At 72.1% G+C, this 24,493-nt stretch carries 17 protein-coding genes; 8 read left to right on the top strand and 9 right to left on the bottom strand.

Going from position 1 to position 24,493, the window contains the following annotated elements; genetic code table 11:
• Positions 1–130: 130 nt before the first annotated feature.
• Positions 131–1,144 (bottom strand): GDP-mannose 4,6-dehydratase, encoded by a 1,014-nt coding sequence (gene gmd / locus AC6I72_RS30145; protein WP_498004294.1) that lies wholly within the window; start codon positions 1,142–1,144, stop codon positions 131–133.
• Between the two features lie 152 nt (positions 1,145–1,296).
• Between gmd and AC6I72_RS30150 the strand changes: the two genes are divergently transcribed.
• Complete coding sequence (locus AC6I72_RS30150; protein ID WP_498004295.1) at positions 1,297–2,241, top strand: GDP-L-fucose synthase family protein; 945 nt, start codon at positions 1,297–1,299, stop codon at positions 2,239–2,241.
• An 80-nt stretch (positions 2,242–2,321) separates the two neighbouring features.
• On the opposite strand, the gene AC6I72_RS30155 is transcribed toward AC6I72_RS30150, so the two are convergent.
• Entirely contained in the window at positions 2,322–3,725 is a 1,404-nt protein-coding gene (locus tag AC6I72_RS30155) for an exopolysaccharide biosynthesis polyprenyl glycosylphosphotransferase (protein WP_498004296.1), read from the bottom strand.
• 362 nt (positions 3,726–4,087) lie between these two features.
• Here AC6I72_RS30155 and AC6I72_RS30160 point away from each other — a divergent pair, with 362 nt between their 5' ends.
• The 3 genes from AC6I72_RS30160 to AC6I72_RS30170 all read left to right on the top strand — a co-directional run bounded on the left by AC6I72_RS30160 (position 4,088) and on the right by AC6I72_RS30170 (position 8,135).
• Positions 4,088–5,260, top strand: a complete 1,173-nt coding sequence (locus tag AC6I72_RS30160; protein WP_498004297.1) for an LCP family protein — start codon at positions 4,088–4,090, stop codon at positions 5,258–5,260.
• Positions 5,261–5,373: 113 nt separating this feature from the next.
• Positions 5,374–6,885 carry a glycoside hydrolase family 71 protein gene (locus tag AC6I72_RS30165; RefSeq protein ID WP_498004298.1) on the top strand — a complete coding sequence of 504 codons (1,512 nt, stop codon included), beginning with the start codon at positions 5,374–5,376 and terminating at the stop codon, positions 6,883–6,885.
• 209 nt (positions 6,886–7,094) lie between these two features.
• A complete protein-coding gene (locus AC6I72_RS30170; RefSeq protein WP_498004299.1) occupies positions 7,095–8,135 on the top strand; it encodes a LacI family DNA-binding transcriptional regulator in 1,041 nt (346 codons plus the stop codon).
• Between the two features lie 62 nt (positions 8,136–8,197).
• Here the strand turns inward: AC6I72_RS30170 and AC6I72_RS30175 are convergent, their stop codons facing one another.
• On the bottom strand, positions 8,198–8,557 hold the full coding sequence (locus AC6I72_RS30175) for a hypothetical protein (RefSeq protein ID WP_498004300.1): 360 nt from the start codon (positions 8,555–8,557) through the stop codon (positions 8,198–8,200).
• Between the two features lie 440 nt (positions 8,558–8,997).
• On the opposite strand from AC6I72_RS30175, the gene AC6I72_RS30180 reads away from it, so the two are divergent.
• Genes AC6I72_RS30180 through AC6I72_RS30195 form a run of 4 tightly spaced genes read left to right on the top strand, consistent with a single transcriptional unit; the run spans position 8,998 to position 13,585 of the window.
• On the top strand, positions 8,998–10,314 hold the full coding sequence (locus tag AC6I72_RS30180) for an ABC transporter substrate-binding protein (RefSeq protein ID WP_498004301.1): 1,317 nt from the start codon (positions 8,998–9,000) through the stop codon (positions 10,312–10,314).
• A 14-nt stretch (positions 10,315–10,328) separates the two neighbouring features.
• The gene (locus AC6I72_RS30185; RefSeq protein WP_498004302.1) at positions 10,329–11,321 is read left to right on the top strand and encodes a carbohydrate ABC transporter permease; all 993 of its coding nucleotides are present in this window, start codon (positions 10,329–10,331) and stop codon (positions 11,319–11,321) included.
• Positions 11,314–12,195 carry a carbohydrate ABC transporter permease gene (locus tag AC6I72_RS30190; protein WP_498004303.1) on the top strand — a complete coding sequence of 294 codons (882 nt, stop codon included), beginning with the start codon at positions 11,314–11,316 and terminating at the stop codon, positions 12,193–12,195. Before AC6I72_RS30185 ends, AC6I72_RS30190 begins: the two co-directional genes overlap by 8 nt.
• Before the next feature lie 28 nt (positions 12,196–12,223).
• Positions 12,224–13,585: a GH1 family beta-glucosidase gene (locus AC6I72_RS30195; RefSeq protein ID WP_498004304.1), complete on the top strand. Its 1,362-nt coding sequence runs from the start codon at positions 12,224–12,226 to the stop codon at positions 13,583–13,585.
• 91 nt (positions 13,586–13,676) lie between these two features.
• On the opposite strand, the gene AC6I72_RS30200 is transcribed toward AC6I72_RS30195, so the two are convergent.
• The 6 genes from AC6I72_RS30200 to AC6I72_RS30225 form a co-directional block, all read right to left on the bottom strand.
• Positions 13,677–16,127: a beta-glucosidase family protein gene (locus AC6I72_RS30200; RefSeq protein ID WP_498004859.1), complete on the bottom strand. Its 2,451-nt coding sequence runs from the start codon at positions 16,125–16,127 to the stop codon at positions 13,677–13,679.
• Between the two features lie 151 nt (positions 16,128–16,278).
• Positions 16,279–17,367: a DUF1996 domain-containing protein gene (locus AC6I72_RS30205; RefSeq protein WP_498004305.1), complete on the bottom strand. Its 1,089-nt coding sequence runs from the start codon at positions 17,365–17,367 to the stop codon at positions 16,279–16,281.
• A 210-nt stretch (positions 17,368–17,577) separates the two neighbouring features.
• Positions 17,578–19,755 carry a discoidin domain-containing protein gene (locus AC6I72_RS30210; protein ID WP_498004306.1) on the bottom strand — a complete coding sequence of 726 codons (2,178 nt, stop codon included), beginning with the start codon at positions 19,753–19,755 and terminating at the stop codon, positions 17,578–17,580.
• Positions 19,756–19,891: 136 nt separating this feature from the next.
• Positions 19,892–22,090 carry a pectate lyase-like domain-containing protein gene (locus AC6I72_RS30215; RefSeq protein ID WP_498004307.1) on the bottom strand — a complete coding sequence of 733 codons (2,199 nt, stop codon included), beginning with the start codon at positions 22,088–22,090 and terminating at the stop codon, positions 19,892–19,894.
• A gap of 458 nt (positions 22,091–22,548) precedes the next feature.
• Positions 22,549–23,217 (bottom strand): response regulator, encoded by a 669-nt coding sequence (locus AC6I72_RS30220; RefSeq protein WP_498004308.1) that lies wholly within the window; start codon positions 23,215–23,217, stop codon positions 22,549–22,551.
• Entirely contained in the window at positions 23,214–24,488 is a 1,275-nt protein-coding gene (locus AC6I72_RS30225; protein WP_498004860.1) for a sensor histidine kinase, read from the bottom strand. The genes AC6I72_RS30220 and AC6I72_RS30225 overlap by 4 nt, the downstream gene beginning before the upstream one ends.
• Positions 24,489–24,493 lie beyond the last annotated feature (5 nt).

Consider the following 24,493-nt stretch of genomic DNA (forward strand, 5'->3'; position numbering starts at 1 on the left):
ACACGCCATGGAACGCTTTTGGCTCATCCCGTGGGAAAGAGGAAGGATCCACGCGCCCCGGCCGCCCCACGGGCCGCACGGCCACGCGCCCGCGGCGCGCCGGGGGCCTCCTCCCGCCCGCACCCGGCGTTCAGCGGTCGATGCGTACCGCGATGCCCGCGAGCTGGTCCTCCACCTGCCGCACATCGGAGTCGACCATGATCTGCGCGAGTTCGTCCACCAGGACGGTGGGCCGCCAGCCCAGCGTCTCGCGCGCCTTGGAGGCGTCGCCGATCAGCGCGTCGACCTCGCTCGGCCGCTCGTACTTGGGGTCGTAGCGCACGTACTCCTGCCAGTCCAGGCCGGCGTGGGCGAACGCGGTCTGCACGAACTGCCGCACCGTGGAGGGAACTCCCGTGGCGACCACGTAGTCCGTGGGCACGTCGTGCTGCAGCATCCGCCACATCGCCTCGACGTACTCCGGGGCGTACCCCCAGTCGCGGACCGCGTCCAGGTTGCCCAGGTAGAGGCGGTCCTGCAGACCGGCCTTGATCCGGGCGACGGCGCGGGTGATCTTGCGGGTCACGAAGGTCTCGCCGCGGCGCGGGGACTCGTGGTTGAACAGGATGCCGTTGACCGCGAACATGCCGTACGCCTCGCGGTAGTTGACGGTGGCCCAGTACGCGAAGACCTTCGCGGCACCGTAGGGGCTGCGCGGGTGGAAGGGCGTCCCCTCGTTCTGCGGGGGCGGTGTGGAGCCGAACATCTCCGAGGACGACGCCTGGTAGATCCGCGTCTCGACCCCGCTCGCCCGGACGGCCTCCAGCAGCCGCAGTGTGCTCAGCCCGGTCACGTCACCGGTGTAGAGCGGCGCGTCGAAGGAGACCCGCACATGGGACTGGGCACCCAGGTTGTACACCTCGTCGGGCCGTATGTCGCGCAGCAGGTTCACCAGGGCGACCCCGTCGGAGAGGTCCGCGTGGTGCAGCACGAAGCGGCGTTCGGCCTCCTGGGGGCCCTGGTAGATGTGGTCGATCCGCTCGGTGTTGAAGCTGGACGACCGCCGCACCAGGCCGTGCACCCGGTACCCCTTCGACAGCAGCAGCTCCGCCAGGTACGAGCCGTCCTGCCCGGTCACGCCGGTGATCAGCGCGGTCTTGCTCATGCGGTGTCCCCCTCCCTGCCGGACGCGTCCCTCGGACGGATCCGGTCCGTGCGCCCGCGGTGCGCGGGCCGCATGTCATGAACAACGGGAAAAATCAGCAGAGTTGACGATGCGGGCTCTCCCGTGACACGGCTCCTGGCATGATCCGGCCCATGACCGCATCGCTGCTGCCCGAACGTGCCCGTGTCTTCGTCGCCGGCCACCGGGGCCTGGTGGGCTCCGCCGTGGCCCGTAGGCTCGCCGCCGACGGCCACGAGGTGCTCACCCGTACCCGCGCCGAACTGGACCTGCGTGACGCCGCCCGCACAGCGGCCGAACTGGCCGCCCTGCGCCCCGACGCGGTGGTGCTCGCCGCCGCCAAGGTCGGCGGGATCATGGCGAACAGCACCCAGCCGGTGCAGTTCCTGGAGGAGAACCTCCGCATCCAGCTCAGCGTGGTGGCCGGGGCTCACGCCGCCGGTGTGCGCCGCCTGCTCTTCCTCGGATCGTCGTGCATCTACCCCAAGCACGCCCCCCAGCCGATCACCGAGGACGCCCTGCTGACCGGGCCGCTGGAGCCCACCAACGAGGCCTACGCCCTCGCGAAGATCGCGGGCATCGTCCAGGTGCAGTCCTACCGGCGCCAGTACGGCGCCTCCTACATCAGCGCCATGCCGACCAACCTCTACGGGCCCGGCGACAACTTCGACCTGGAGACCTCGCACGTCCTGCCCGCCCTGATCCGCCGCTTCCACGAGGCGGCGGCCGAGGGGCGCGAGGAGGTCGTCCTGTGGGGCAGCGGCACTCCGCGCCGGGAGTTCCTGCACGTGGACGACCTCGCCGCCGCCTGCGCCGTACTGCTGCGCTGCTACGACGGCGACGACCCGGTCAACGTCGGCTGCGGCACCGACCTCACCATCCGCGAGCTGGCCGCGACGGTCGCCGAGGTCACCGGCTTCACCGGCCGGATCACCTGGGACACGACCCGGCCCGACGGCACCCCGCGCAAGCTGCTCGACATCTCCCGGCTCGCCCGGCTCGGCTGGAAGCCGGCGATCCCCCTGCGCGACGGCATCGCCGCCACCTACGCCCACTGGCGCGACGGCCTCGACGGCTGAGGCACCCGGCACCGGCACGGGCACGGACCCCGGCGGCGCACAGCGCACGCCGGGGCACCCGGCGGACACCGGCGGGCCCCTCAGTACGCCCCGCGGCCGTCGAGGACGGCGCGGAACGTGCGGGCCATGACGTCCACGTCACTGGTGAACGACCAGTTGTCGACGTACGCGAGGTCGAGCCGGACCGTCTCGTCCCAGGACAGGTCGGAGCGGCCGCTGATCTGCCACAGTCCGGTCATCCCCGGCCGCACGGACAGCCGCCGCCACTCCACGGGCGTGTAGTGCGCCACCTCCTCGGCGAGCGGCGGCCGCGGACCCACCAGGGACATGTCACCCTTGAGGACGTTGACCAGCTGGGGCAGTTCGTCCAGCGACGTGCGCCGCAGCCAGTGGCCGACCCGGGTGACCCGCGGATCGCGGCGCATCTTGAACATCGGGCCGTCGTGCTCGTTCTCCTGGGTCAGGGCGGCCTTCTGCCGGTCGGCCCCCACCCGCATGGTGCGGAACTTCCACATCACGAAGGGCTGCCCGGCCCGCCCTATCCTCTCGTGGCGATAGAGCACCGGTCCCGTCGAGGAGACCTTCACCGCGGCCGCGACGACCAGCAGCACCGGCGCCAGCACGAGCAGGCCGAGCAGGGCCGTGCTGCGGTCCAGGGCCCCCTTGAGCAGAGGCTGTATCCCCTCCCGTACCGGCGGGGCCACCCGCAGCAGCGACATGCCCCCGGCGGACCCGGTCTCCAGCCGCTTGACTGACACCTCCACCAGGCCGGGCGCCACGAACAGCTCCAGGCCCGCGTCGTGCAGCCCCCAGGACAGGCGGCGCAGCCGCTCCCCGGCGAGCCCGGGGCCCGGGACGACCAGCGCGAGATCGGCGCCGAGCCGGTGCACCTCCCCGACGACGAGATCGGCGTCCGCGGCGGGAGCCTCGGGCTCGGCGCCGGGAAGGCGTTCCCCGATCCGGATCCCCGAGGCGACCGGACCGCTGCCCACCGGGACGGCGCCCACCGCCACGTACGGGTGGTCGGTGCGGGCGGCGAGGTGCGCGGTGACCCCGTCCACCGCGGCGGGCTCGCCCACCACCAGGACCTTGATCACCGCCTGGGCCCTGCGGCGCACCGCCGACAGATGACGGTGCACCGCCTTGCGGCACACCAGGGTCAGCAACAGGCAGGGCAGCAGCGCCACCAGGCACAGCAGCGCGGCCAGCCGGACCCCCGCCGCGGCGTGCGCCACCGCGAGCACGCCCAGCAGGATGAACCAGTCGTGGAGCACCGGCAGCGTGCCCCGGCTCTCGCCGATGGCCCGGCCCGCGTACCGCGAGCGGAACAACTGCACACCCGCCCAGGCGAGCCCCGCGACGATCCCGCCCGGTACCGCCCACGGCTGCTGTGCGGCCGAGAGCACCAGCGTCACCGGCACCCCGGCGCCGGCGAGATCGGTGATCAGTGAAGCGGGAAGATACCAGCGGGACTTGCGCCCCATCCACAACGATGCGGCGCGCCCCCGCGAGCGCGCCGTGCGTGATCTGTCGGAATCAGCGGCCTGAACATCCCACATGTACCCCCCCAGGCACGTTCTGCGGCATGACGCGCCGGATGTCGCGAACGTTCATCCGTCGAACATGCGGCGCGATGGTGAACAGTACGGCAAACTTGTGCACGACGGGAGGGTTTACGTGAACGTCACCGAGAAGTGCCGCGCCGGGCGAAACCCCCTACGCAGCAAGCCGGTTGGCCACCTCCCGCGACCGTCCTGCGGAAAACGGCACGGACGTCGAACACCCTGGCTACAGTGAGCGCCCCGGTGCGGAAGGGGCCGCGCCGGATCGATCGTGGGGGTGCGCGGTGGGGGACAACAGCACGGCCGGTGGCGGACCGGCGGCCCGGGACGCCATGGCGGAGGCGGACGGAGGAGCGGGCGGAGCCGGGACGCCGGCCGGCGTTCCCCAGCAGGGAGCCGGCCCCCGGGAAGCCCCGGCCGGCCCGCGGCCGGACGACGACGCGCCCCGCACCACACGGGCGCGCCCCAGGCGCCGCAGGAGCCGGGCACGCCGCGTACTCCTCGGGGCGCTCGCCCTGTTCACCGCCGGTCTGCTCATGGCGGGCGGTGTCGTCTGGTGGGCCGTCGACCACTACACCGGGAAGGTCGACCGCGTCTCCGGCGCCTTCCCGACGGACGTCCCCGCGGCGGCGCAGCCTGCGCCCTCCGCCGGGGGCCAGACCTTCCTCCTCGTCGGCGTCGACAGCCGCTCCGACCTGCCGACCACCGGACGGGACGCCAAGGCACCCGAATGGAAGTACGGCGCCCAGCGCAGCGACACCATGATGCTGGTCCACCTCCCGGCCGACCACTCGGGCGCGTACGTCGTCTCCCTGCCCCGGGACGCCTGGGTGGACATGCCCGGGCACGGCAGGGCCAAGCTCAACGCCGCCTTCTCCTGGGGCGGACCGCCGCTGCTCATCGACACGGTGCAGCGGCTGACGAAGGTGCGCGTCGACCACCTCGCCGTCATCGACTGGGACGGCTTCAAGAAACTCACCGACTCCGTCGGCGGGGTGGACCTCGTCGTGGACGGCGCCCGCCGCCACATGAACGGCACCCAGGCCCTGGTCTACGTCCGGGAACGCCACCACCTCCCGCGCGGCGACTTCGACCGCACCCACCGGCAGCAGTACTTCCTGCGGACGCTGATGGCCAAGGTCATGCGCCCCTCGGCCTTCTCCAACCCCGTCAAGGCGGCCGAGGTGCTGGACGACCTCACCGCCGCCGTGAGCGTCGACGACCGGCTCAGCGACGGCGACCTGCGCGCCCTGCTGTGGGACAACAAGAAGGTCCGCCCCCGGGACATGGTGTTCATGAACGCTCCCGCCAAGGGCACCGGCATGATCTCCGGTCAGTCCGTGGTCCTCCTGGACCCCCGCGCGGGCACCGAACTGTGGCAGGCCATGCGGGACGACGCCCTCGACCTCTATCTCCAGTCGCACGACGCCGACGTGCTGGGCGGTACGACACCCTGACGGGTCCGCCGCGACCGGGCCGTACGTCCCCGCGGGGCCCGTTCGCCGGACAACGGACCGCGCCTGCACTAGAGTTCGCAGCGGCTGCCCACCGGCGTCCGCGGAGGAAACCCATGACGGACCACCCCGCTCGTCCCGCGCACCCGCACCGCAGGCCACCGCGCCGCAGGCGGCGCACCCTGTTCGGTGTCCTGGCCGGTCTGCTGCTCATCGGCGTGATCGCCGGCACCGGCCTGGCCCTGGACCGGAGCGGCACCGCACCCCGCGCCGACCGCGCGGACACCACGGCGCTCCCCTTCGACCTGCCGTCCGCCCGGGTGCTGCGCGCCGGCCCGCACCTGGTCTTCGCGCACTACTTCCCGCCGTACCCGCTCTCCCTGGACAACCAGCCCGCCGCGCACGACTACTACGCCCGCAACTACCTCACGCCCCAGGGCGAACAGGGCAGGCACGCGGCCTACGGCGGACTGCTGCGTGACCGGCCCCTGCCCGTCCCGCGGCCCACGGGCGACTGGCAACTCGCCGACCTGGAGAAGGAGGTGAGGACCGCACGGGACGCCGGCCTCGACGGCTTCACCGTCGACCTCCTCTCCCTGACCGGCCCCAACCGGCAGCGCGTCGACCTGCTGCTGCGCGCGGCGCACCGCGTCGACCCCGGCTTCCGGATCGCGCTGATGCCGGACATGACCTCCCTGCGCACCGACCCCCGGACCCTGGCCGACGCGCTGGCCCGGCTCGCCGCGTCCCCGGCCGCCCACCGGCTGGCCGACGGACGTCTGGTGGTCGCCCCCTTCAAGGCCGAGGCGCAGGACCCCGCCTGGTGGAGCCAGGTCACCGCCCGGCTGCGCGACCACGGCATCCGCACCGCCCTCGTCCCGGTCTTCCTGGACTTCCGCGCCAACGCCGAGCGGTTCGCCCCGGTCAGCTACGCCTTCTCCTCCTGGGGCAACCGCAGCTACACCCGCCAGGGGGACGTCCCCGGGGACGTCCGGCTCGCCCACGCCCTGGGCAAGAAGTGGATGCAGGCCGTGTCCGTGCAGGACGCCCGGCCCAACCAGGGCGTCTACGACGAGGCGGGCAACACCGCCACCCTGCGGTCGACCTGGAACCACGCGATCGGCGACGGTGCGGACTGGGTGCAGCTCACCACTTGGAACGACTACTCGGAGGGCAGCCAGTTCGCCCCCTCGCTGCACAACGGCCACACCTACCTGGACATCTCCTCCTACTACCTCACCCGCTTCAAGACCGGGGCCTGGCCGCGCATCGTCCGCGACACGGTGTACGTCACCTCGCGCGTCCAGTTCACGGACACCCGCAGCGCCCCGCTCCAGCCCCGGCTGATGCGCCCCCGCCCCGGAACCGCGGCCCCGCGCGACCAGGTGGAGGTACTCACCTTCCTGACCGCGCCCGCCACGGTCCTCGCGCAGGTCGGCAGCGTGCCCCACACCTACCGTGCGCCCGTCGGCGTACAAGCCCGGTACCTGGAGCTGAGCCCCGGCCGCACCAAGGCCGTGGTCCGCCGCGGGGACACCACCGTCACCGAGGTCACCACCCGCTACCCGGCACGGCGCACGGTCACCGTGCAGGACCTCCAGTACTACGGGGTCTCCAGCCGCCGCTGACCCGGGCCTGCGGGGCGGTGTCCACCCTGCGGACGGGCCCGGTGGACGGCGCCCTGGGACGGCCCGCGGGCGCACCTGGCTCGGGGCGCACGCGGCGGCCGACCCGGCGGCCGAGGCGCCGGGTCGGCCGCGACAGTGCGGACCGAGGCCGGCAGCAGGCGCAAGAGCGCTTCTGTACGGTGTTTCCGGCGGGCGGTTAGGGTGCGGGCATGAGCGATCAGGCCCCGACCCTGGAGGACGTCGCCCGGGAAGCGGGTGTCTCCCGGGCGACCGTCTCCCGGGTCGTCAACGGCGTCCGCAATGTGGACCCCGCGATCCAGGAACTGGTGAACCGGGCCATCGAGCGGACCGGCTACGCCCCCAACCGGGCCGCCCGGGCGCTGGTGACCCGGCGCGCCGAGACCATCGCGCTCGTCGTCTCCGGAGCGGGCGACCCTCCCGAGGACGGCCAGGACGCCTTCGCGGCACGGGTCTTCGCGGACCCGTTCTTCGGACGGGTGGTCGCCGGCGTCGTCGGCTTCCTGCGCCCTCGTTCCATGCATCCCGTCCTCATGTTCGCCGAGTCCGCCGAGGACCGGCGCGAGGTGCTCACCTATCTGCGCCAGGGCCGCGCCGACGGCGCGCTCGTCGTCTCCACCCACGCCGACGACCCGCTGCCCGCGCTCCTGGCCGGGGCGGGGCTGCCCGCCGTGCTGTTCGCCCGCCCGGCCCGCCTCCTCCCGCTGAGCTACGTGGATCTGGACCACCGGCACGGCGGCCGGCTCGCTGCGGAGCACCTCCTGGCGAGCGGCCGCCGCAGGCCGGCCACCGTGGCCGGACCGCTCGCCGTGCCCGCGAGCCGGGAACGGCTCGCCGGCTTCCGCGACACGATGGCCGCGCACGGACATCCGCACGTGCCCGTCGCCGAAGGAGGCTTCACCCTCGGCAGCGGGATCGCGGCCGCGGAGCGGCTGCTCGCCGAACACCCGGAGACCGACGGGGTGTTCGCGGCCAACGACCTGATGGCCCAGGGCGTGTGCCAATCGCTGCGCGAGCGCGGCAGACGGGTGCCCGACGACGTCGCGGTGATCGGTTTCGACGACTCCGGGATCGCCCTGTCCTGCGTGCCGCCCCTGACCACCGTCCGCCAGCCGGTCGAGCAGATGGCGGCGGAGATGGCCCGGCTCCTGGACGAACACGTCCGCAAGGAGCGGACCGAACCGACGTCCGTGGTCTTCGACCCCGAACTGGTCGTGCGGGACACCACGTGACCCCGTCCCTCCTCGGCACGAGCTGAACCGTCGACGGAGATCCCGGCTCGTCCGGGCCGGTGCTACCAGACGACGATCCCGCCGTCTTCGGCCTTGGCCCGCAACGCGGCGGCGACGATGTTGTCGAAGCGCTTGGTGACGTAGCCGGTGTCGTAACCCGTCTGCTCGGCGAGCTGATCGAGGTGCGGGCGGATCGCCTCGCACTCTGCCAGGAAGTCGTCGATCTCCTCCCGCCCCACATAGAGGTTGTCGCCGTCGAGCCGAGGGAAGAAGCGGGATCCCAGGCTCCGGAACGCCTCGGACCCCCACAGCAGGGCGCGGGTGTTCTCGAAACCCGCCAGGGTGTCGCCGTGCTCGGGGTCGTCCAGGAAGTGGTGGCCGCCGTCGGCGTCGTACACGAAGGTGTGCACAAGGAGGGTCATGCGCCCATTGTCCCGGCCGGTTCCGCGGCGCGTCGAGCACTTTCGACTCGCCACGCCTCTCGGGATGTTCACCGCTGCGGCGCCGGGAGCACAGGACATCGACACCGGCATCCTCGGCAACGACTCACGTGCCGGGCCGACGAGCACCGACTCGCCGTCCCGTCCCGGCCCCCGACGCGTCGAAATGCAACTGTTGCAGAACGCCGGCCGCCCTCTTCCGCCGCAGGTCATGGACCGTGCGGTCCCTGTGCCCCGCCGCCCGGTCTCCAGGGATGCCGACCGGTCGCGCAAGGTCCCTGGTCGAACCTCTTGACGCCTTCTTCTTGCGAGGCTTAACTCACATTCTAAATTAAGCCGTCCGCCCCTTCAGAAGTCGAACGCTCCCGGCGTTTCCGAGGTGGTCCGCGGCTGTCAACTCCCGGAAAGGGACACCAGGAGCCATGCGCAACATCCGAGCCGCGGCCGTAGGCGCCGTCACCCTGTCTCTCACCCTCGCGGCCACGGCCTGCGGAGGCGGTTCGTCCACGGGCGGCGGGTCCAACGACTCGCCCAGGACGCTCACCTACTGGGCCTCCAACCAGGGTGCCGGCATCTCCGTGGACAAGAAGGTCCTGCAGCCCGAACTCGACAAGTTCGAGAAGCGGACGGGCATCAAGGTGAAGCTGGAGGTCGTGCCCTGGTCGGATCTGCTGAACCGGATCCTGACCGCGACCACCTCCGGGCAGGGGCCCGACGTCCTCAACATCGGCAACACCTGGAGCGCATCCCTCCAGGCGACCGGCGCGCTGCTGCCGTGGGACGCGGCGAACTTCGCGAAGATCGGCGGCAAGGACCGCTTCGTGGACTCCGCCCTCGGCTCGACCGGTGTCCCGGGCAAGGACCCGGCGGCCGTACCGCTGTACTCGATGTCGTACGCCCTCTACTACAACAAGAAGATCTTCGCGGACGCCGGCATCACCGAGCCGCCGGCCACCTGGGCCGAACTGACCGCCGACGGGAAGAAGATCCAGGCCCAGGGCAAGCAGGTCATCGGGGCCGAGGGGTCCAACCTCTCGGAGAACATCCACCAGGTCTTCGTACTCGCCAAACAGCACGGCGCCGACTTCTTCACCGCCGACGGCAAGCCCGACTTCACCGGTGACGGAGCGGTCGCGGCCGTCAAGCAGTACGTCGACCTGATGGCGAAGGACAAGGTCATCCCAGCCGGCAACGCCGAGTACGCGCAGAACCAGTCGCTGAGCGACTTCGCCAAGGGCAGGACGGCGATGGTGCTGTGGCAGACCGCCTCCGCCACCTTCAAGTCGCTGGGCATGAAGGACTCTCAGTGGGCTGTCGCCCCCGCACCCGTGCAGTCGGGTGCTCCGGGCACCGGAGCGCAGGTCAACTCGATGGTGGCCGGCATCAACCTGGCCGTCTTCAAGAACACCCACAACCTCGACGGCGCCGCACAGTTCGTGAAGTTCATGACGAGCGACGAGGAGCAGAAGATCCTCAACACGGCCTACGGGTCCATCCCGCCGGTCAAGTCCGCCCAGGCGGACCCGGCGTTCAACTCCCAGGGCACCGCGGTGCTCCGCCGGACCCTCGCCACGAGCGCCGCCGCGCTGCCCCAGGTGCCCGACGAGTCCCAGTTCGAGACGGCGGTCGGAACGGCCGTCAAGGAACTGTTCGCGGACGCGGCAGCCGGCCGCCCGGTGACCACCGACTCCGTGAAGGCCAGGCTCCACAAGGCCCAGCAGCAGATGCCGGCGAAGTGAGCACGGACGCCCTCATGACGACCACTGTCCCCGAGACGGGCACACGGCCGGTGCACGAGGCTCCCCCCGGTGCGGCGCACGGCCCGCGGCGCACCGGGCGGATCAAACGCATCGCCCTGCCCTACCTGCTCCTGCTGCCCGCGCTGGTCCTCGAACTCCTCGTCCACCTGGTGCCGATGGTCATCGGCGCCGTGATGAGCTTCAGGGAACTCACCCAGTTCTACATCCGCGACTGGGGCACCGCGCCCTGGTCCGGCCTCGGCAACTACAAGCTGTCGGTGGACGTCGACGGCCCGGTCGGCGAAGCACTGCTGCACTCCTTCCTCGTCACCGTCGGCTTCACCCTCCTCTCCGTCGCCCTGTGCTGGGCGACCGGCACCGCGGCCGCCGTCCTCATGCAGGACACCTTCCGCGGGCGCGGCCTGCTGCGCACCGTCTTCCTCATCCCCTACGCTCTGCCCGTCTACGCCGCCGTCATCACCTGGGCCTTCATGTTCCAGCACGACAACGGCCTGGTGAACCACCTCCTGCACGACCAGCTCCACCTCACCGACAAGCCGTCCTTCTGGCTCATCGGCGACAACAGCTTCTACGCCCTGCTGACCGTCTCGGTGTGGAAGGGATGGCCGTTCGCCTTCCTCATCGTCATGGCCGGACTGCAGAACATCCCCAAGGAGCTGTACGAGGCGGCCGCCCTGGACGGCGCCGGACTGTGGCAGCAGATCCGCCGCATCACCCTGCCGTCCCTGCGGCCGGTCAACCAGGTGCTGGTCCTGGTGCTGTTCCTGTGGACGTTCAACGACTTCAACACACCGTACGTGCTGTTCGGCAAGTCGGCGCCCGAGGCCGCCGACCTCGTCTCGATCCACATCTACCAGTCGTCCTTCGTCACCTGGAACTTCGGCACCGGATCGGCCATGTCCGTCCTGCTCCTGCTGTTCCTGCTGGTGGTGACGGGCGTCTACCTGCTGCTGACCTCCCGAGGAAGGAAGACGGCCGATGTCTGACACCGTCCGGGCGCCCCGGCCGGCCCGTTCGCCGATGGCCCCGCCGCGCTCCTTCCTGTGGACCCGGCGGATCTTCCTCACCCTGCTCAGCGGGTTCGTCCTGGTGCCCGTCTACGTGATGGTGTCCAGCTCGCTCAAGCCGCTGCAGGACGTCTCGGGGAAGTTCCGCTGGCTGCCCAGCGGACTCACCCTCCGCCCGTACATCGACATCTGGTCCACGATCCCGCTCGCGAAGTACTTCCTGAACTCGCTGATCGTGGCCGGTGCGGCGACCGCCGGCTCGGTGGTGATCGCGGTCTTCGCCGCCTACGCGGTCAGCCGCTACTCCTTCCGCGGCAAACGCGTCTTCACCGTCACCGTCCTGTCCACCCAGATGTTCCCGGGCATCCTCTTCCTCCTCCCGCTCTTCCTCCTCTACGTCAACATCGGCAACGCCACCGGCATCGCCCTGTTCGGCTCCCGGGGCGGCCTCATCCTCACCTACCTCACCTTCACCCTGCCCTTCTCCATCTGGATGCTCATCGGCTACTTCGACTCGGTGCCACGCGACCTGGACGAGGCAGCCCTCGTCGACGGCTGCGGACCACTGCGCGCGCTGCTGCGCGTCGTCGTACCGGCCGCGACACCGGGCATCGTCGCCGTCGCCGTCTACGCCTTCATGACCGCGTGGGGCGAAGTGCTGTTCGCCTCCGTCATGACCAACGACGCCACCCGCACCCTCGCCGTGGGCCTGCAGGGCTACTCCACCCTCAACGACGTCTACTGGAACCAGATCATGGCCGCCTCGCTCGTCGTCAGCGTGCCCGTGGTCGCCGGATTCCTCCTCCTCCAGCGCTACCTCGTCACCGGACTCACCGCCGGCGCGGTCAAATAGCGCCCCCGCTTCCTCCGAAAGGTTCTCCGTGTCCGACTCGATCGACCTCGCCGCCTTCCCCCGGGACTTCCTGTGGGGCACCGCCACGTCCGCCTACCAGGTCGAGGGCGCCGTCGCCGAGGACGGCCGTTCGCCGTCCATCTGGGACACCTTCTCGCACACCCCCGGCAGGACCGACAACGGCGACCACGGCGACACGGCCTGCGACCACTACCACCGCTGGCCCGAGGACATCTCCCTGATGCGGCAGTTGGGCACCAACGCCTACCGGCTGTCCGTCGCCTGGCCCCGGGTGGTCCCGGGCGGCGACGGCCCCGTCAACACCAAGGGCCTCGCCTTCTACGACCGGCTGGTCGACGGTCTGCTGGAAGCGGGCATCACCCCCAGCGTCACCGTCTACCACTGGGACCTTCCCCAGACCCTCCAGGACCGCGGCGGCTGGAGCGAACGCGCCACCGCCGAACACCTCGCCCGCTACGCCTCGGTCCTCGCCGAGCGCCTGGGCGACCGGGTCACCCAGTGGGCCACCCTGAACGAGCCGCTGTGCTCCGCCTGGATCGGCCACCTCGAAGGCCGGATGGCCCCCGGACTCACCGACCTCACCACCGCCGTCCGCGCCTCCTACCACCTGCTCCTCGCACACGGCCTGGCCGCGCAGGCCGTCCGGGCGGCCGTCCCCGGCGCACAGGTCGGCCTGGTCACCAACCACTCCACCGTCGCCGCGGCCTCGACGAGACCGGAGGACGTCGCCGCGGCGGCGCGGATGGACGGCCACACCAACCGCTGGTGGCTGGACCCCGTCCACGGCCGCGGCTTCCCCGCCGACATGCGGGAGCTGTACGGAGTGGAACTCCCGGAAAAGCCCGGCGACCTGGAGACCATCGCCACACCCCTCGACTGGCACGGGCTCAACTACTACTTCCCGGCCACGGTCACCGACGACCCCGCCGGCCCGGCCCCGTACGCCCGTGAAGTCTGCCTGCCCGACGTCCCGCGCACCGGAATGGACTGGCAGATCGACGCCGACGGTCTGGAGAGCCTGCTGATGCGGCTCACCGACGACTACGGCGTCCGCCGCCTGTACGTCACCGAGAACGGGTCCGCCTTCCCCGACACCGTCGCCCCCGACGGCAGCGTGGACGACCCCGGCCGGACCGGCTACCTGGAGCAGCACCTGGCGGCCTGCGCCCGCGCCGTCCGCAAGGGCGCCCCGCTGGCCGGCTACTTCGCCTGGTCGCTGCTGGACAACTTCGAGTGGGCCTACGGCTACGACAAGCGCTTCGGGCTCGTCCACGTCGACTACGAGACCCAGAGGCGCACCGTCAAGACGAGCGGGCGGCGCTACGCGGAGATCGTGCGGGCGCACCGCGAGGGCGCTGCCACCAGCTGACCCGCACCGCAGACACCGGGCCCCGTCCGCCGGACCAGATCCGGCGGACGGGGCTGCCTCGCCCACGGCCCGGCGGCGAGCGGGCGCCGCCTCACGGCCCGCCGGTGACCGTCAGCGGGCCCTCCCACCGGAGGTCTCCGGCCGAGCGCCCGACCATGAGGCGGTACGTCCCCGGCTCCGTGCGCCAGGCACGGTCCGTCTCGGACCAGTACCGCAGGGCCCTGGCCGGTACGACCACGTCCGCCGTCACCGTCCCGCCCGCCTCGGCGCGGACCGCCGCGTACCCGGCGAACCAGCGCTCCGGGCGCTCCACGGCCGACCCCGGGCGTGCCAGGTAGACCTGGACGACCTCCCGGCCGGTGCGCCGCCCGGTGTTGCGCAGCCCGACCCGCACCGTGAACGCGCGGCCCGCGGCGGCCCGGGCGGGCGCGTCCACGGCCTCGTAGTCCCACGTCGTGTAGCCGAGGCCGTGACCGAACCAGTACGCGGGCAGGCGCCCGGCCCGCAGCCACGCCCGGTGCCCGATGTGCAGGCCCTCGGCGTACTCCAGGCGGCCGCCGGCCGGACGGGTGTCCGTGACCGGCGCGTGAGCCAGGGAGGCCGGCCAGGTGGTGGGGAGGCGGCCGCCGGGTTCGGACCGGCCGAAGAGGACGTCGCAGACGCCCCCGCCCGCCTCCTGGCCCGGGAACCAGGCGAGCAGCAGGGCACCCACCTGTTCGCGCCAGGGCAGTTCGACGGGGCCTCCGCTGTTGACGACGACGACCGTGCGCGGGTTGGCGGCGGCCACCGCGCGTACGAGATCGTCCTGCCGGCCGCCGAGGGACAGTCCGGTGCGGTCGCGGCCCTCCGTCTCGCTGTGCTCGGTGGTGCCGACGAACACGACCGCCGCGTCCGCCTGCCGGGCGGCGCCGGCCGCGGCGGCGAGCGCCGCCTCCGGGTCCTCCTCGGGCGGCGCGGCGGCCAGAACCGTGGCCCGTCCGGTGCCCGCCACCAGTTCCCGTCTCGCCGTCAGCCGCACCGGCCGCCTCGACGTCAGGGACGCCCGGACGGTGTGCACGGGCGGGGTGACGTGGACGGCCGCCGGATCGTCCGTGCGGCAGGGGAAGTCGCCGTCCAGCAGCACCTGTTCGCCGAGGCTGAGCGACAGGCGGCCGAATCCGCCGACGCCGAAGCTCCATTCGCCGGCGCTCCTGGGCCGCAGCAGTGCGCTGATCTCCACGGTGTGCGCGCCGGGCACCAGAGCCGGCTCCAACTGGCGTCCGGAAAAGCGGTGTTCGGCGTGCAGTTCCCGGCCGTGCCGGTCCAGCAGCCGCACCAGCACCCCTGGCGTGCCCGACCTGGGATCGGTGCACAGGTCCGCCTCGACGGGGGCGGGAGGCAGACCGAGCGACGGGCCGGGCACATGGACCACCCGCGCCCGGCCGCGCAGCCGGGTTCGGATGCCGTCGAGCGGGGTGACCGTGCCCGAGGGGTGGACGCCCGCGCTGCCGCCGCCCTGGAGGCGGGGCGTCGCCGCGTGGGCTCCGAGCACGGCCACCGTCGACAGCGCGCCCGGGTCCAGGGGCAGTACGCCCTCGCTGTTGCGCACCAGCACACAGCCCGCGGCGACGGTACGACGCAGCAGCGCGCGGGTGTCCCGCACACGTGTCGCCGGTGTCCGGCGCGGCGGGAGGGGACCGAGGGCCCCCACGCGGTGGGCGAGCCGCAGCAGCCGCCGCACCTTGTCGTCGACGCACCGCTCGGGCACCCGCCCGCCGGTCACCGCGCCGGCCAGGGACCGCGCCCACGGGCTGTCCGGGCCGGGCATCGCGAGGTCGAGCGCGGCGCGGCCCGGCTCCTGAGCGGTCCGTACGGCGGCCCAGTCGGAGACGGCGACCCCGTCGAAGCCCCACTCGTCCTTGAGGACCTCCCCGAGCAGCCGACTGGCGGTCATGGTGGTGCCGTTGACGCTGTTGTAGCCGGCCATCACGAGCCACACCCCGGCCTCCACGGCCCGCTCGAACGGAGCGAGGTACACCTCCCGCAGCACCCGCTGCGAGACCCTGACGTCGACCGTGAGCCGTTCGGTCTCCGAGTCGTTGCCGACGAAGTGCTTGGCCGCGGCCGCGACGCCCTGCGCCTGGATGCCCCTGATCAGAGCGGCGCCGGTGCGCCCGGCCAGCTCCGGGTCCTCCGAGAAGCACTCGAAGTGCCGGCCGCCCAGCGGGCTGCGGTGCAGGTTGAGCGTGGGGGCGAGCACGACGTCCACCCCCTTGCGGACGGCCTCGGCGGCGAGCAGTGTGCCCAGCTCCGTCAGCAGCTCCTCGTCCCACAGCGCGCCGAGGGCCGAGGCCGAGGGCAGCAGGGCGGAGGTCCGCCGTTCGTCCCAGCTCTCCCCGCGCACGCCCGCCGGCCCGTCGGAGCAGACCATCTGCCGCAGCCCGATGTCCGGTTCCGCGGCCGTGCGCCACGTCGTGGCGCCGGTGAGCAGCCGTACCTTCTGCGCCAGACTCAGCTTGTCGACGAGGCGGTCGATCATGTCGCTGTCCACCTCGCCGTTCATGCCGTCGCCCGGGCCCGTGCCCCTGTCGTCGTTCATCCCCACCCCTTGGTGTGCTGTGGCGGCCGTCCCCTCCGCGGGAGCAGGCCGAGGGCGCGGCCGGTCCCGCACGTGGCGCGCGGGACCGGCCGGACCTCGCGGACCGGGCCGGCGCTCAGGGCAGCCGGTAGTTCTCGTCGAGGGCCGCACCCGCCTCCGGGTGTGTCTGGTCGTAGCCGCGGGCGTCGCACTGCAGGCCGCCCACGACGCAGTGGCCGACCAGAGCCTTGAGCGTGGCGTCGTCCCAGGCGTCGAAGAAGTCGTAGTGGAAGGAGTAGCCGCGGCCGCTGGCCAGGCGCACCTGGCTCATGTCGCCGTTGACCGGGAACGCCATCTTGAACTCGATCATCGGCACCGCCACGGGGTGATCGGCGGGACACACGTTGTCGTTGGTGCCGGGTTTGACGACCGGGTAGGCCATGTGGCTCTGGTGGTCCGGTGTGTCGAGGTACTTGCCGTCCCAGCAACTGGGCGCCTGGAAACGGATGTTGAGCTGGACGTCGGCCCGGTCGGGGCAGCTCGCCGGGAAGTCGGTGTTGAAGTAGCTGTCGCCGCACTCCCAGCCCTCGACGAAGCCCGGGTGGTGGCGGAACTCGTCCGCGCTCTGCATCGGGCTGCCCACGACGAACCGCAGTCCCTTGGGGAAGGGCCGCACACTGGTGTAGTCGGTGACACCGGACTTGTAGTAGATCGTCTGCGGCCCGACGGGCAGGATCTTCCGGTCGCCCTTGAACAGCGAGGGCATCCAGTAACCCGAGGCGTCACCGGGCGCCTTGCAGGTGGTGGCGCCGCCGTCGAGGGAGGCCGTGGTGCTGTAGGCGTCGGTCGAGGTGTTGCCCATGAACGTGTGGTCGTGCGACATGCCGGGCCGGCCCGGGTGGACGATCGGGTCGTCGGGAGCGGTGTGGGTGACCGAGCAGTTGGCCTGGAACTCGTGGAAGTAGCGGTGGGGCGGGTCGGCCGACGACGGTGTGACGCCGGTGACGGGCACCGGGGCCGGTATGTAGCCGTCGCCGTCCGGGTCGTCGGCGGAGGCCTCGGTGGACACCGCCGTCGTGTGCCCGGCGTGGTCGACGGCTGCCGCGGCGGGCGCCTCGCGCCCGCCGTCTCCGGAGGCGGAGGCGATGGTGCCGGCGCCCAGCGCACCGGCGAGGAGCGCGGTGCCGAGGAGCAGTGCGGGAAGGCGTTTCGGACTCGATCTCATGGGATCTCCTGCCCGTGGGGTGGGAAGAGGGCCCGCGCGCACGCACACGGGTCACATGTGGCGCACGTGCGTGTCGCACGTGTCGTTGGTGTCGCGCGCGGTCACACGTGTCGGACCTGCCGAACGTGTCGCGCGGGTGGTGCGATCGGTGCGGCGGTGGCGGGACACGGTGCAGGGCGGGCCCCGCCACCGGCGTCCGGGGCACAGCGGTCAGCCGTAGATCCCCAGTTCATGGAGGGAGTAGCCCCAGCTCGTGCCGCGCCCCGTCAGCCGGAGGCGCACGTAGCGGGCGGTGGCCGACACGTCGAAGGTGTCGACGTCACCGTCGCCCGCCGTGGTGGCGTACACCGAGCGCCAGGTGCTGCCGTCGTCGGACACCTGTACCTCGTAGGACTTGGCGTAGGCGGGGTCCCAGACGAGCTGGAGCCTGTGCAGGGCCTTGGACGCGCCGAGGTCGACCTGGATCCACTGGGGGTCGCTCCAGTCGCTGGCCCAGCGGGTGCCGGTGTTCCCGTCGACGGCCATCGCCGGGGTGCAGGGGCAGTCGCCGTAGGACTGCTGGAAGGAGGAGGCGGTCACCGGCCGGTTCAGCGCGAGGTCGGTCCCGCCGACCGGCGGGGCGACGACCTTGACGGACCTGGTCTCGATGCCGGCGTTGCCGTGTCCGTCCTCGGCCTGGAGGTAGACCTTCCACACGCCGAGCTTCTGCGGCGCGGTGACGGCGAAGGTGCCGTTGCCCGTGGAGCGCCACTGTGCGTCGACGAGCCGCTTGTCGCCGTTCGCGTAGTTGCCGCTGAGGTAGATCTTGTAGGTGACCGGATCACCGTCGGGGTCGCGGACGTCGGCGTGCACGGTGAACTCGCTGCCGGCCGGGGCGGCCGAGGCGGGGGAGACGCTCATGCCGCTGATGACCGGGGGAGTGTCGTCCCCGGCCGCCGAGCCGGTGTAGGCCTTCTTCACGGCGTAGTACGACAGCCGCTTGAGTCCGTCCGGGACCAGGTTGAACCAGACGCCGCCGAAGTCGTGCTCGGTGCCGTAGTGGAAGAGGGTGGCGCCCAGGGCGACACCCTGGTGGGCCGTCACGCAGTTCCACGCCTTGGTGTACCCGTCGGCCTTCTGCACGTCGGTGGGTTCGTCGGGGACGCCGTTGGCGTCGTCCGGCACCTCCCACTCGCCGGCCGGGCCGGTCTCGGTGATGAGGTACGGCTTGGTGTACCCCCCGTCGATCCAGTCCTGGCGGACCTTGCACACGTTGCTGTAGGAGTTCATCGCGTACAGGTCGAGGTCGGGCGCGTTGCGCTCGTAGTAGGGCCAGGCGCCGGTCCACGCGTCGGTGGAGGTGACCGGGTGGCCGGGGTCGATGCCGTGGATCTTCTTGGCGACGTCGTCGACGAACCGGGTGTAGGCGTTGCGCTGTGCCTCCAGCTGGTCGCCGCCGTAGCAGTTCTGCAGACCGAGGACCGACTCGTTGCCCACGTTCCACATCAGCGTCGCCGGATGGTTCTTGTACGCCTCCACCCACTTGGCGAACTCGGTGAGCGAGTTGTTCTTGTACGTCGTGTCGTTCACGTAGTCGACGCAGCCGCCGGCGCCCGGCCCGCCGCCCGGCTGGAGCCAGAAGCCGTTGATCACCCGGATGCCCTCGGCCGCCGCCGCGTCCAGCAGCGCCTTGCTGGAGCCGTCGGTGCCCCAGGTGCGGATCGTGTTGGCGCCCATGGCCCTCACGTCCGGCAGGTACGCCGGGCCGTCGGAGGCCGCAGGTCCCCAGGTCACACCTTTGACGGTGTACGGCTGGCCGCCCACGGTCAGGCGCCAGTCGCCCTGGGAGCCCTCGACCTTCACGGCGCCGCCGGTGGGGGGCGGCGTGGTGCCGCCCGCGGAGCCGTAGACCTGGAACTCCCACAGCGAGTACCCGTATCCGCCGGAGCGGGCAAGGCCCTGCATCCGTACGTAGCGGCCGGTCCCGGACACGGTGAGGTCGTCGGTGCCGCCGTCGCCGCCGGTCACCTTCTTCAGGGTGTGCCAGTCGGTGCCGTTGCCGGACGCCTGGATCTCGTAGTCCTTGCCGTAGGCACTCTCCCAGGTCAGGACGACACGGTCGAGGCTGGACTCCTGGCCCAGGTCGACCTGGAGCCACTGCTGGTCGCTCCACCGGCTGGCCCACCGGGTCCCGGTGAGGTCGCCGTCGACCGCCGCGGCGGCGGAGTAGCCCGCTCCTTCCTGCGAGGAGGCGGTGGCGGTCTTCCCCTGGGACAGGAGGGTGTCGGCGGCGTGTGCGGGCGGCGCGAGCGCGACGGTGAGCGAGGAGGCGAGGACGGCGCCGAGCGCGAGCAGGGGCACACCTGCCCGGCGTGGGGCGGAGACGGTCGCGGAGGGTGGTCTGGACACGGGTGTGCTCCTGACGCTGGATTCGCTGCGGGAGGGCGGCGGGGCCCCGCCGGGCCGGGGTGCGGGGCAGGCGGCCGGCCCGGCGGGGGAGCCGTGGCCGGTCCCGTGCCCAGGGGGCACGGTCCCGGCGGCGGGATCAGGGGTAGGACACGACGTTCGACGGAACGGTCGAGGTGCCCGACGTCGGCCCGCCCGTGTCGTTGATGACGTGCTCGTACTGGCCGTTGCCGCCCAGGGAGACCACCAGGACGTCGTGGAACCTCACCCCGGGCTTCACGGGTGCCTCGAAGCCGTGGTCCTGCCGGATGGACGGGTCCGCGGTGTAGTTGCAGTAACTGCCCAGGCCCCAGGCCTCGTGGGTGGTGACCGAGTCGTCGACCTTGTAGGCGGCGTACCCCTTGGTCGTGCCGTTCTGGACCGAGGCCTGGTCCGGCGCGTCGTAGGCCTTCTCGTTCTGGAAGAAGACGGTCCGGCCGCGGTCACCGTGCCATTCGACGTCGTACTTGTTGAAGTGCTCGACGAACAGGCCGGTGGCCAGGACGTCGTCGCCGTTGACGCGGACGCCGTAGTCGGCCCGGTTGGTCTCCCAGCCCACGCCGTCACCGTGGTCCGCGCGCCACACCCAGGTGTGGTCGATGATCGTGTCGTCGCTGTTGACGACCAGGCTGGTGGTGGCCCTGCCCGGACCGGCGCCGCCGATGCGGAAGTAGACGTCCTGGACGGTGGTCGGGTCCGCGGAGTGGTCCGCGCCGGCGCCAGGGGTGCCGATCTCCAGCAGAATGGGGGAGTTGACCGGCCCGGCGTCGACGAGGAAGCCGGCCAGCCGCACGCCGTCGACGTCGGCGACCTTCATCGCCGTCACACCGTTGTCCGGGACGATCGTGGCCAGGCCGAGGCCGAGCACGATCGTGTCCGGCCGGTTCACCTGGATCGTCCGGTCGACGTGGTAGATGCCGGGAGTGAACAGCAGGTTCAGGCCCTGGGCGAGCGCGGCGTTGAGGGTGGCCGCGGTGGCGCCCGGCTTGACGACGTAGAACCTGCTCAGCGGGATCGACTGGCCCTGCGTGGCGCCGTTCGCCCACGTGGTACCGCGCGCGTCGGTGCGCTTGGCCGGGGCGAACACCTTCAGCTCGCTGCCGTCCAGGTAGAGGAACGGCTTCTCGCGGGAGACCGGAGTGGTGTCGAGCGTGGTGTACGGGGGCGCGGGGAAGCTGGTGGCGGGCGCACCCTCGACACCGGAGAACGTCATGTTCCACACACCGTTGGTCCAGCCGCCGACGGAACTGTCCCGGGTGTACCACTGCTGCTGCGAGTACGGTCCGACGGTTCCGTCCACCTTGCTGTCGGCGATGTAGCCGCCGCTGGCCCAGCCGTACCCGGCGGGGGCGAGATTGAGGCCGCCCTTGACGTGCATCCGGCGGAAGGAGGACGCCTGGGCGACGGCCCACCGGTCCGTTCCGCTGACCGGGCGGAGGGCGAGGTTCTCCGCCGAACGCCAGAAGTTCTGGGTGGCGTTGCCGCCCGCCCAGCCGGCGTCGACGGTCACGTCCCCGTTGAAGGTGGTGTCGTCGGGCCGCAGGCCGAGACCGGCGATCTGGGTGTAGAAGCCGATCTGCGCGTTGATGCCGTCGTAGGTGCCGGGCTTGAAGAGGAACGCCTGCCGGCCGGTGCCGAACTGGGCGGACTCCTGCTGCCTGAAGACCGCGTCCAGCTTGCCCTGGATGTCGGGGGTGGAGGGATCGATGATGTGCACGTAGGGGCCGAGGTCCCCGCCGCCGGGCAGGGTGGGGCCGCCGCCGTCACCGGTGCCTCCGTACACCTGGAACTCCCACAGCGAGTAGCCGTACTGCGTCGCCCTGCTCACGCCGTACATGCGCACGTAGCGGGCGGTGCCGGCGACATCGAGCGTCTCGGTTCCGCCGGTGCCGGTGGTGGTGGAGTAGGCCGTGCTCCAGCTGGTGCCGTCGGCCGACAGCTCGATGCGGTAGGCCTTGGCGTACGCGGTCTCCCAGCGCAGTACCACCTGGCTGACGGCGGCCGGCGCACCGAGGTCGATCCGGATCCACTGCGGGTCGGAGGCGGCGCTCGACCATCGGGTGGTGAGGTCACCGTCGACGGCGTCGGAGGCCGGGGTCCCGTAGTTCTCCTGGCTGGACGCCGTCACGGGTTTTCCCTGGGACAGCAGCACGGGAGCGGCCTGCGCGGCGGGGGCCGGAAACAGGACGAGCAGGGCGCCGACCAGCGCGGTCACCAGCGCGCCGACGGTGACCGGGCGCGCGGGAGTGAGGTGTCTTCTTCCTGGGGGCAGCGCCGTGCCCGGGGCATGTGGGGGCATGAAGTCGTCTCCTGGGGAGGGGAGTTGTGAGGAGCGCGGGGTCGGGAGAGCGCTCTCCGGAACCATGCCCGGCCGTCATGGCGCGGTCAAGAAGTTGGGCAGGCTTTTCTTTCGGCTTTGCTTAAGCATGTGGCTGGGGAGAGCCCCGAGGGAGATCCACTGGACGGACACCGGTCCCTCGCGTCCTTCATGCGTGCTGTCCGTGGCCGCTGGTGGGCCGTGCCGTCAGGCCGGGCGGGGCCCACCCGTGGCCCCTCGGTGTGCTGGGGTGCGCCACAACCGGGCCCCCGTCCTGGTCGCCCCGGTTGACCAGCGATGCGGGGGTCGTCCCCACACGGCTCCACGTCTCCGCGGCCCGGGCAGTGCGGCGAGGCGGTCGACGTCGTCCCACGAGCGGCCCGGCGCACCGGACGCCCTCGGACTCGGGCCCGGTCCGGGGTCCTCGTCGCCGTGTGGGGTCAGTCCGCGTGCGGACGGGCCAGGCCGTGGTCGTAGGCGAAGATCACTGCCTGGACGCGGTCGCGGGCGCCGATCTTGGACAGGACACGGCCGACATGCGTCTTCACCGTGGACTCCGACAGGACGAACCGCGTGGCGATCTCACCGTTGGTCCAGCCCTTGCCGACGGCGACGAGGATCTGGCGTTCGCGGTCGGTGAGGGCGCTCAGGCGCGGGTCCTCGGCGGACCCGTCCCCGGGGGGCGGGACGATGCGGGCGAACTCGTGCAGCAGACGGCGGGTGAGCGCGGGAGCGATCACCGCGTCACCGACCGCCACGGCACGGATGCCGGCGAGGAGTTCCTCGGGGCGGGCGTCCTTGAGGAGGAAGCCGCTGGCCCCGGCGCGCAGGGCCGCGTAGACGTACTCGTCCAGGTCGAAGGTGGTCAGCACGAGGACCCGGGAACGGTCTCCCGCGGCGGCGATGCGGCGGGTGGCCTCGATGCCGTCCATGCCGGGCATGCGTACGTCCATGAGGACGACGTCGGGGCGCAGCTCGGCGGCCTTGCGCACGGCCTCGGCCCCGTGCCCGGCCTCGCCCACCACATCGGTCTCGGGAACGGAGTCCAGAAGCATGCGGAAGCCGTACCGCTGGAGCGGCTGGTCGTCCACGACGAGCACGGTGGTCATCGCGCACCGCCCCGGGGAGTCAGGTCGAGGGTGGCGCGCACCGTCCACCCCGGGCCCGCCGGTCCCGCGCTGACGTGTCCGCCGTAGAGAGCGGCGCGTTCCCGCATGCCCACCAGGCCGTGTCCTTCCTCGTTCGTCGTGCCGGGGCCGACCGCCGGTGCGGGCGGGCCGGAGTCCTGGACGGCGATGGTCAGCCGGCTGTCCTCGACCACGATCGCCAGGGTCGCCCGCGCGCCCGCGCCGGCGTGTTTCAGCGTGTTCGTCAGGGCTTCCTGCACGATGCGGTAGACGGTCAGCTGCACCCCGCTGTCGAGGGCGTCGACATCACCGGCCGTACGATAGAGGACCTCCAGCCCGGCGGCGCGCACGCCCTCGCACAGCGCGTCGATGTCCGCGAGCCGGGGCTGCGGGCGCAGCTCGGGCTCGCCGCCCGAGTCGCCCGCCTCGCGGAGCACGCCGAGCACCCGCCGCAGTTCGCTCAGGGCCTGGCGGCCGGTGTCGCCGATGAGGTGCAGGGCCTCCTCCCCCCGCGCCGGAGCGGTGGCCGTGGCGTAGGCGCCCGCGTCGGCGAGCGTGATGATGACGGACAGGTTGTGCCCGACGATGTCGTGCATCTCCCGGGCCACCCGCGCCCGTTCCGCCGCGACGGCGAGTCTGTCGCGCTGGTCGCGTTCGATCTCCAGCCGGGTCGCACGGTCGCGCAGCCCCGCCAGCTGGGCCCGCCGGATGCGGACCACCAGGCCCAGGGCGAGCGCCGCTGTCGCCGTGCTGAGCAGGAAGAACAGCGCGTCCCAGACCGAGATCACCGCAGAGACCCGCGCGGCGACCAGGCTCAACGCGCCCGCCACGGCCGCGCAGGCCCACGGCAGCTGCCGGAGCCGGCCGTGCAGGGTGAGGCTGTACAGGGCGACGAAGAGCGACACGTCCGCACGGAGCGCGGCGCCGAGGGACCACTGGAGGACGAACACGGCCGTGACGACGCCGAAGGCCACGGCGGGTGCCCGCCGCCGCCACAGCAGCGGCAGCACCAGCCCGGTCTGCAGGCCCAGCATGCCCGCCACGGGCAACCGGGTGAACAGCAGGCGGAAGCGGCGCGGGCCGTCCCCGCCGCCGTCCCCGCTGATCACGCCGAACGCGTGCAGCAGGTCCGGCACGCAGAACAGCAGGAAGACCAGCACCACCACCGCGGTGTCCAGCGCCCAGGGACGGGCCCGGTCGGCGTGCCGCAGCCGCTGGCCGGCCCGGCCGAGCCGGGCGACCAGCGGTCCCATCCCGC

The sequence above is a fragment of the Streptomyces sp. Xyl84 genome (genome assembly GCF_059731885.1).

Bases quoted from the DNA above. Each gene is read 5' to 3' on its own strand.
- AC6I72_RS30165 (WP_498004298.1), top strand. From the start codon at position 5,374: ATGACGGACCACCCCGCTCGTCCCGCGCACCCGCACCGCAGGCCACCG.
- AC6I72_RS30170 (WP_498004299.1), top strand. From the start codon at position 7,095: ATGAGCGATCAGGCCCCGACCCTGGAGGACGTCGCCCGGGAAGCGGGT.
- AC6I72_RS30215 (WP_498004307.1), bottom strand. From the start codon at position 22,090: ATGCCCCCACATGCCCCGGGCACGGCGCTGCCCCCAGGAAGAAGACAC.
- AC6I72_RS30175 (WP_498004300.1), bottom strand. From the start codon at position 8,557: ATGACCCTCCTTGTGCACACCTTCGTGTACGACGCCGACGGCGGCCAC.
- AC6I72_RS30220 (WP_498004308.1), bottom strand. From the start codon at position 23,217: ATGACCACCGTGCTCGTCGTGGACGACCAGCCGCTCCAGCGGTACGGC.
- AC6I72_RS30225 (WP_498004860.1), bottom strand. From the start codon at position 24,488: ATGGGACCGCTGGTCGCCCGGCTCGGCCGGGCCGGCCAGCGGCTGCGG.
- AC6I72_RS30155 (WP_498004296.1), bottom strand. From the start codon at position 3,725: ATGGGGCGCAAGTCCCGCTGGTATCTTCCCGCTTCACTGATCACCGAT.
- AC6I72_RS30190 (WP_498004303.1), top strand. From the start codon at position 11,314: ATGTCTGACACCGTCCGGGCGCCCCGGCCGGCCCGTTCGCCGATGGCC.
- AC6I72_RS30205 (WP_498004305.1), bottom strand. From the start codon at position 17,367: ATGAGATCGAGTCCGAAACGCCTTCCCGCACTGCTCCTCGGCACCGCG.
- AC6I72_RS30180 (WP_498004301.1), top strand. From the start codon at position 8,998: ATGCGCAACATCCGAGCCGCGGCCGTAGGCGCCGTCACCCTGTCTCTC.
- gmd (WP_498004294.1), bottom strand. From the start codon at position 1,144: ATGAGCAAGACCGCGCTGATCACCGGCGTGACCGGGCAGGACGGCTCG.
- AC6I72_RS30185 (WP_498004302.1), top strand. From the start codon at position 10,329: ATGACGACCACTGTCCCCGAGACGGGCACACGGCCGGTGCACGAGGCT.
- AC6I72_RS30150 (WP_498004295.1), top strand. From the start codon at position 1,297: ATGACCGCATCGCTGCTGCCCGAACGTGCCCGTGTCTTCGTCGCCGGC.
- AC6I72_RS30200 (WP_498004859.1), bottom strand. From the start codon at position 16,127: ATGAACGGCGAGGTGGACAGCGACATGATCGACCGCCTCGTCGACAAG.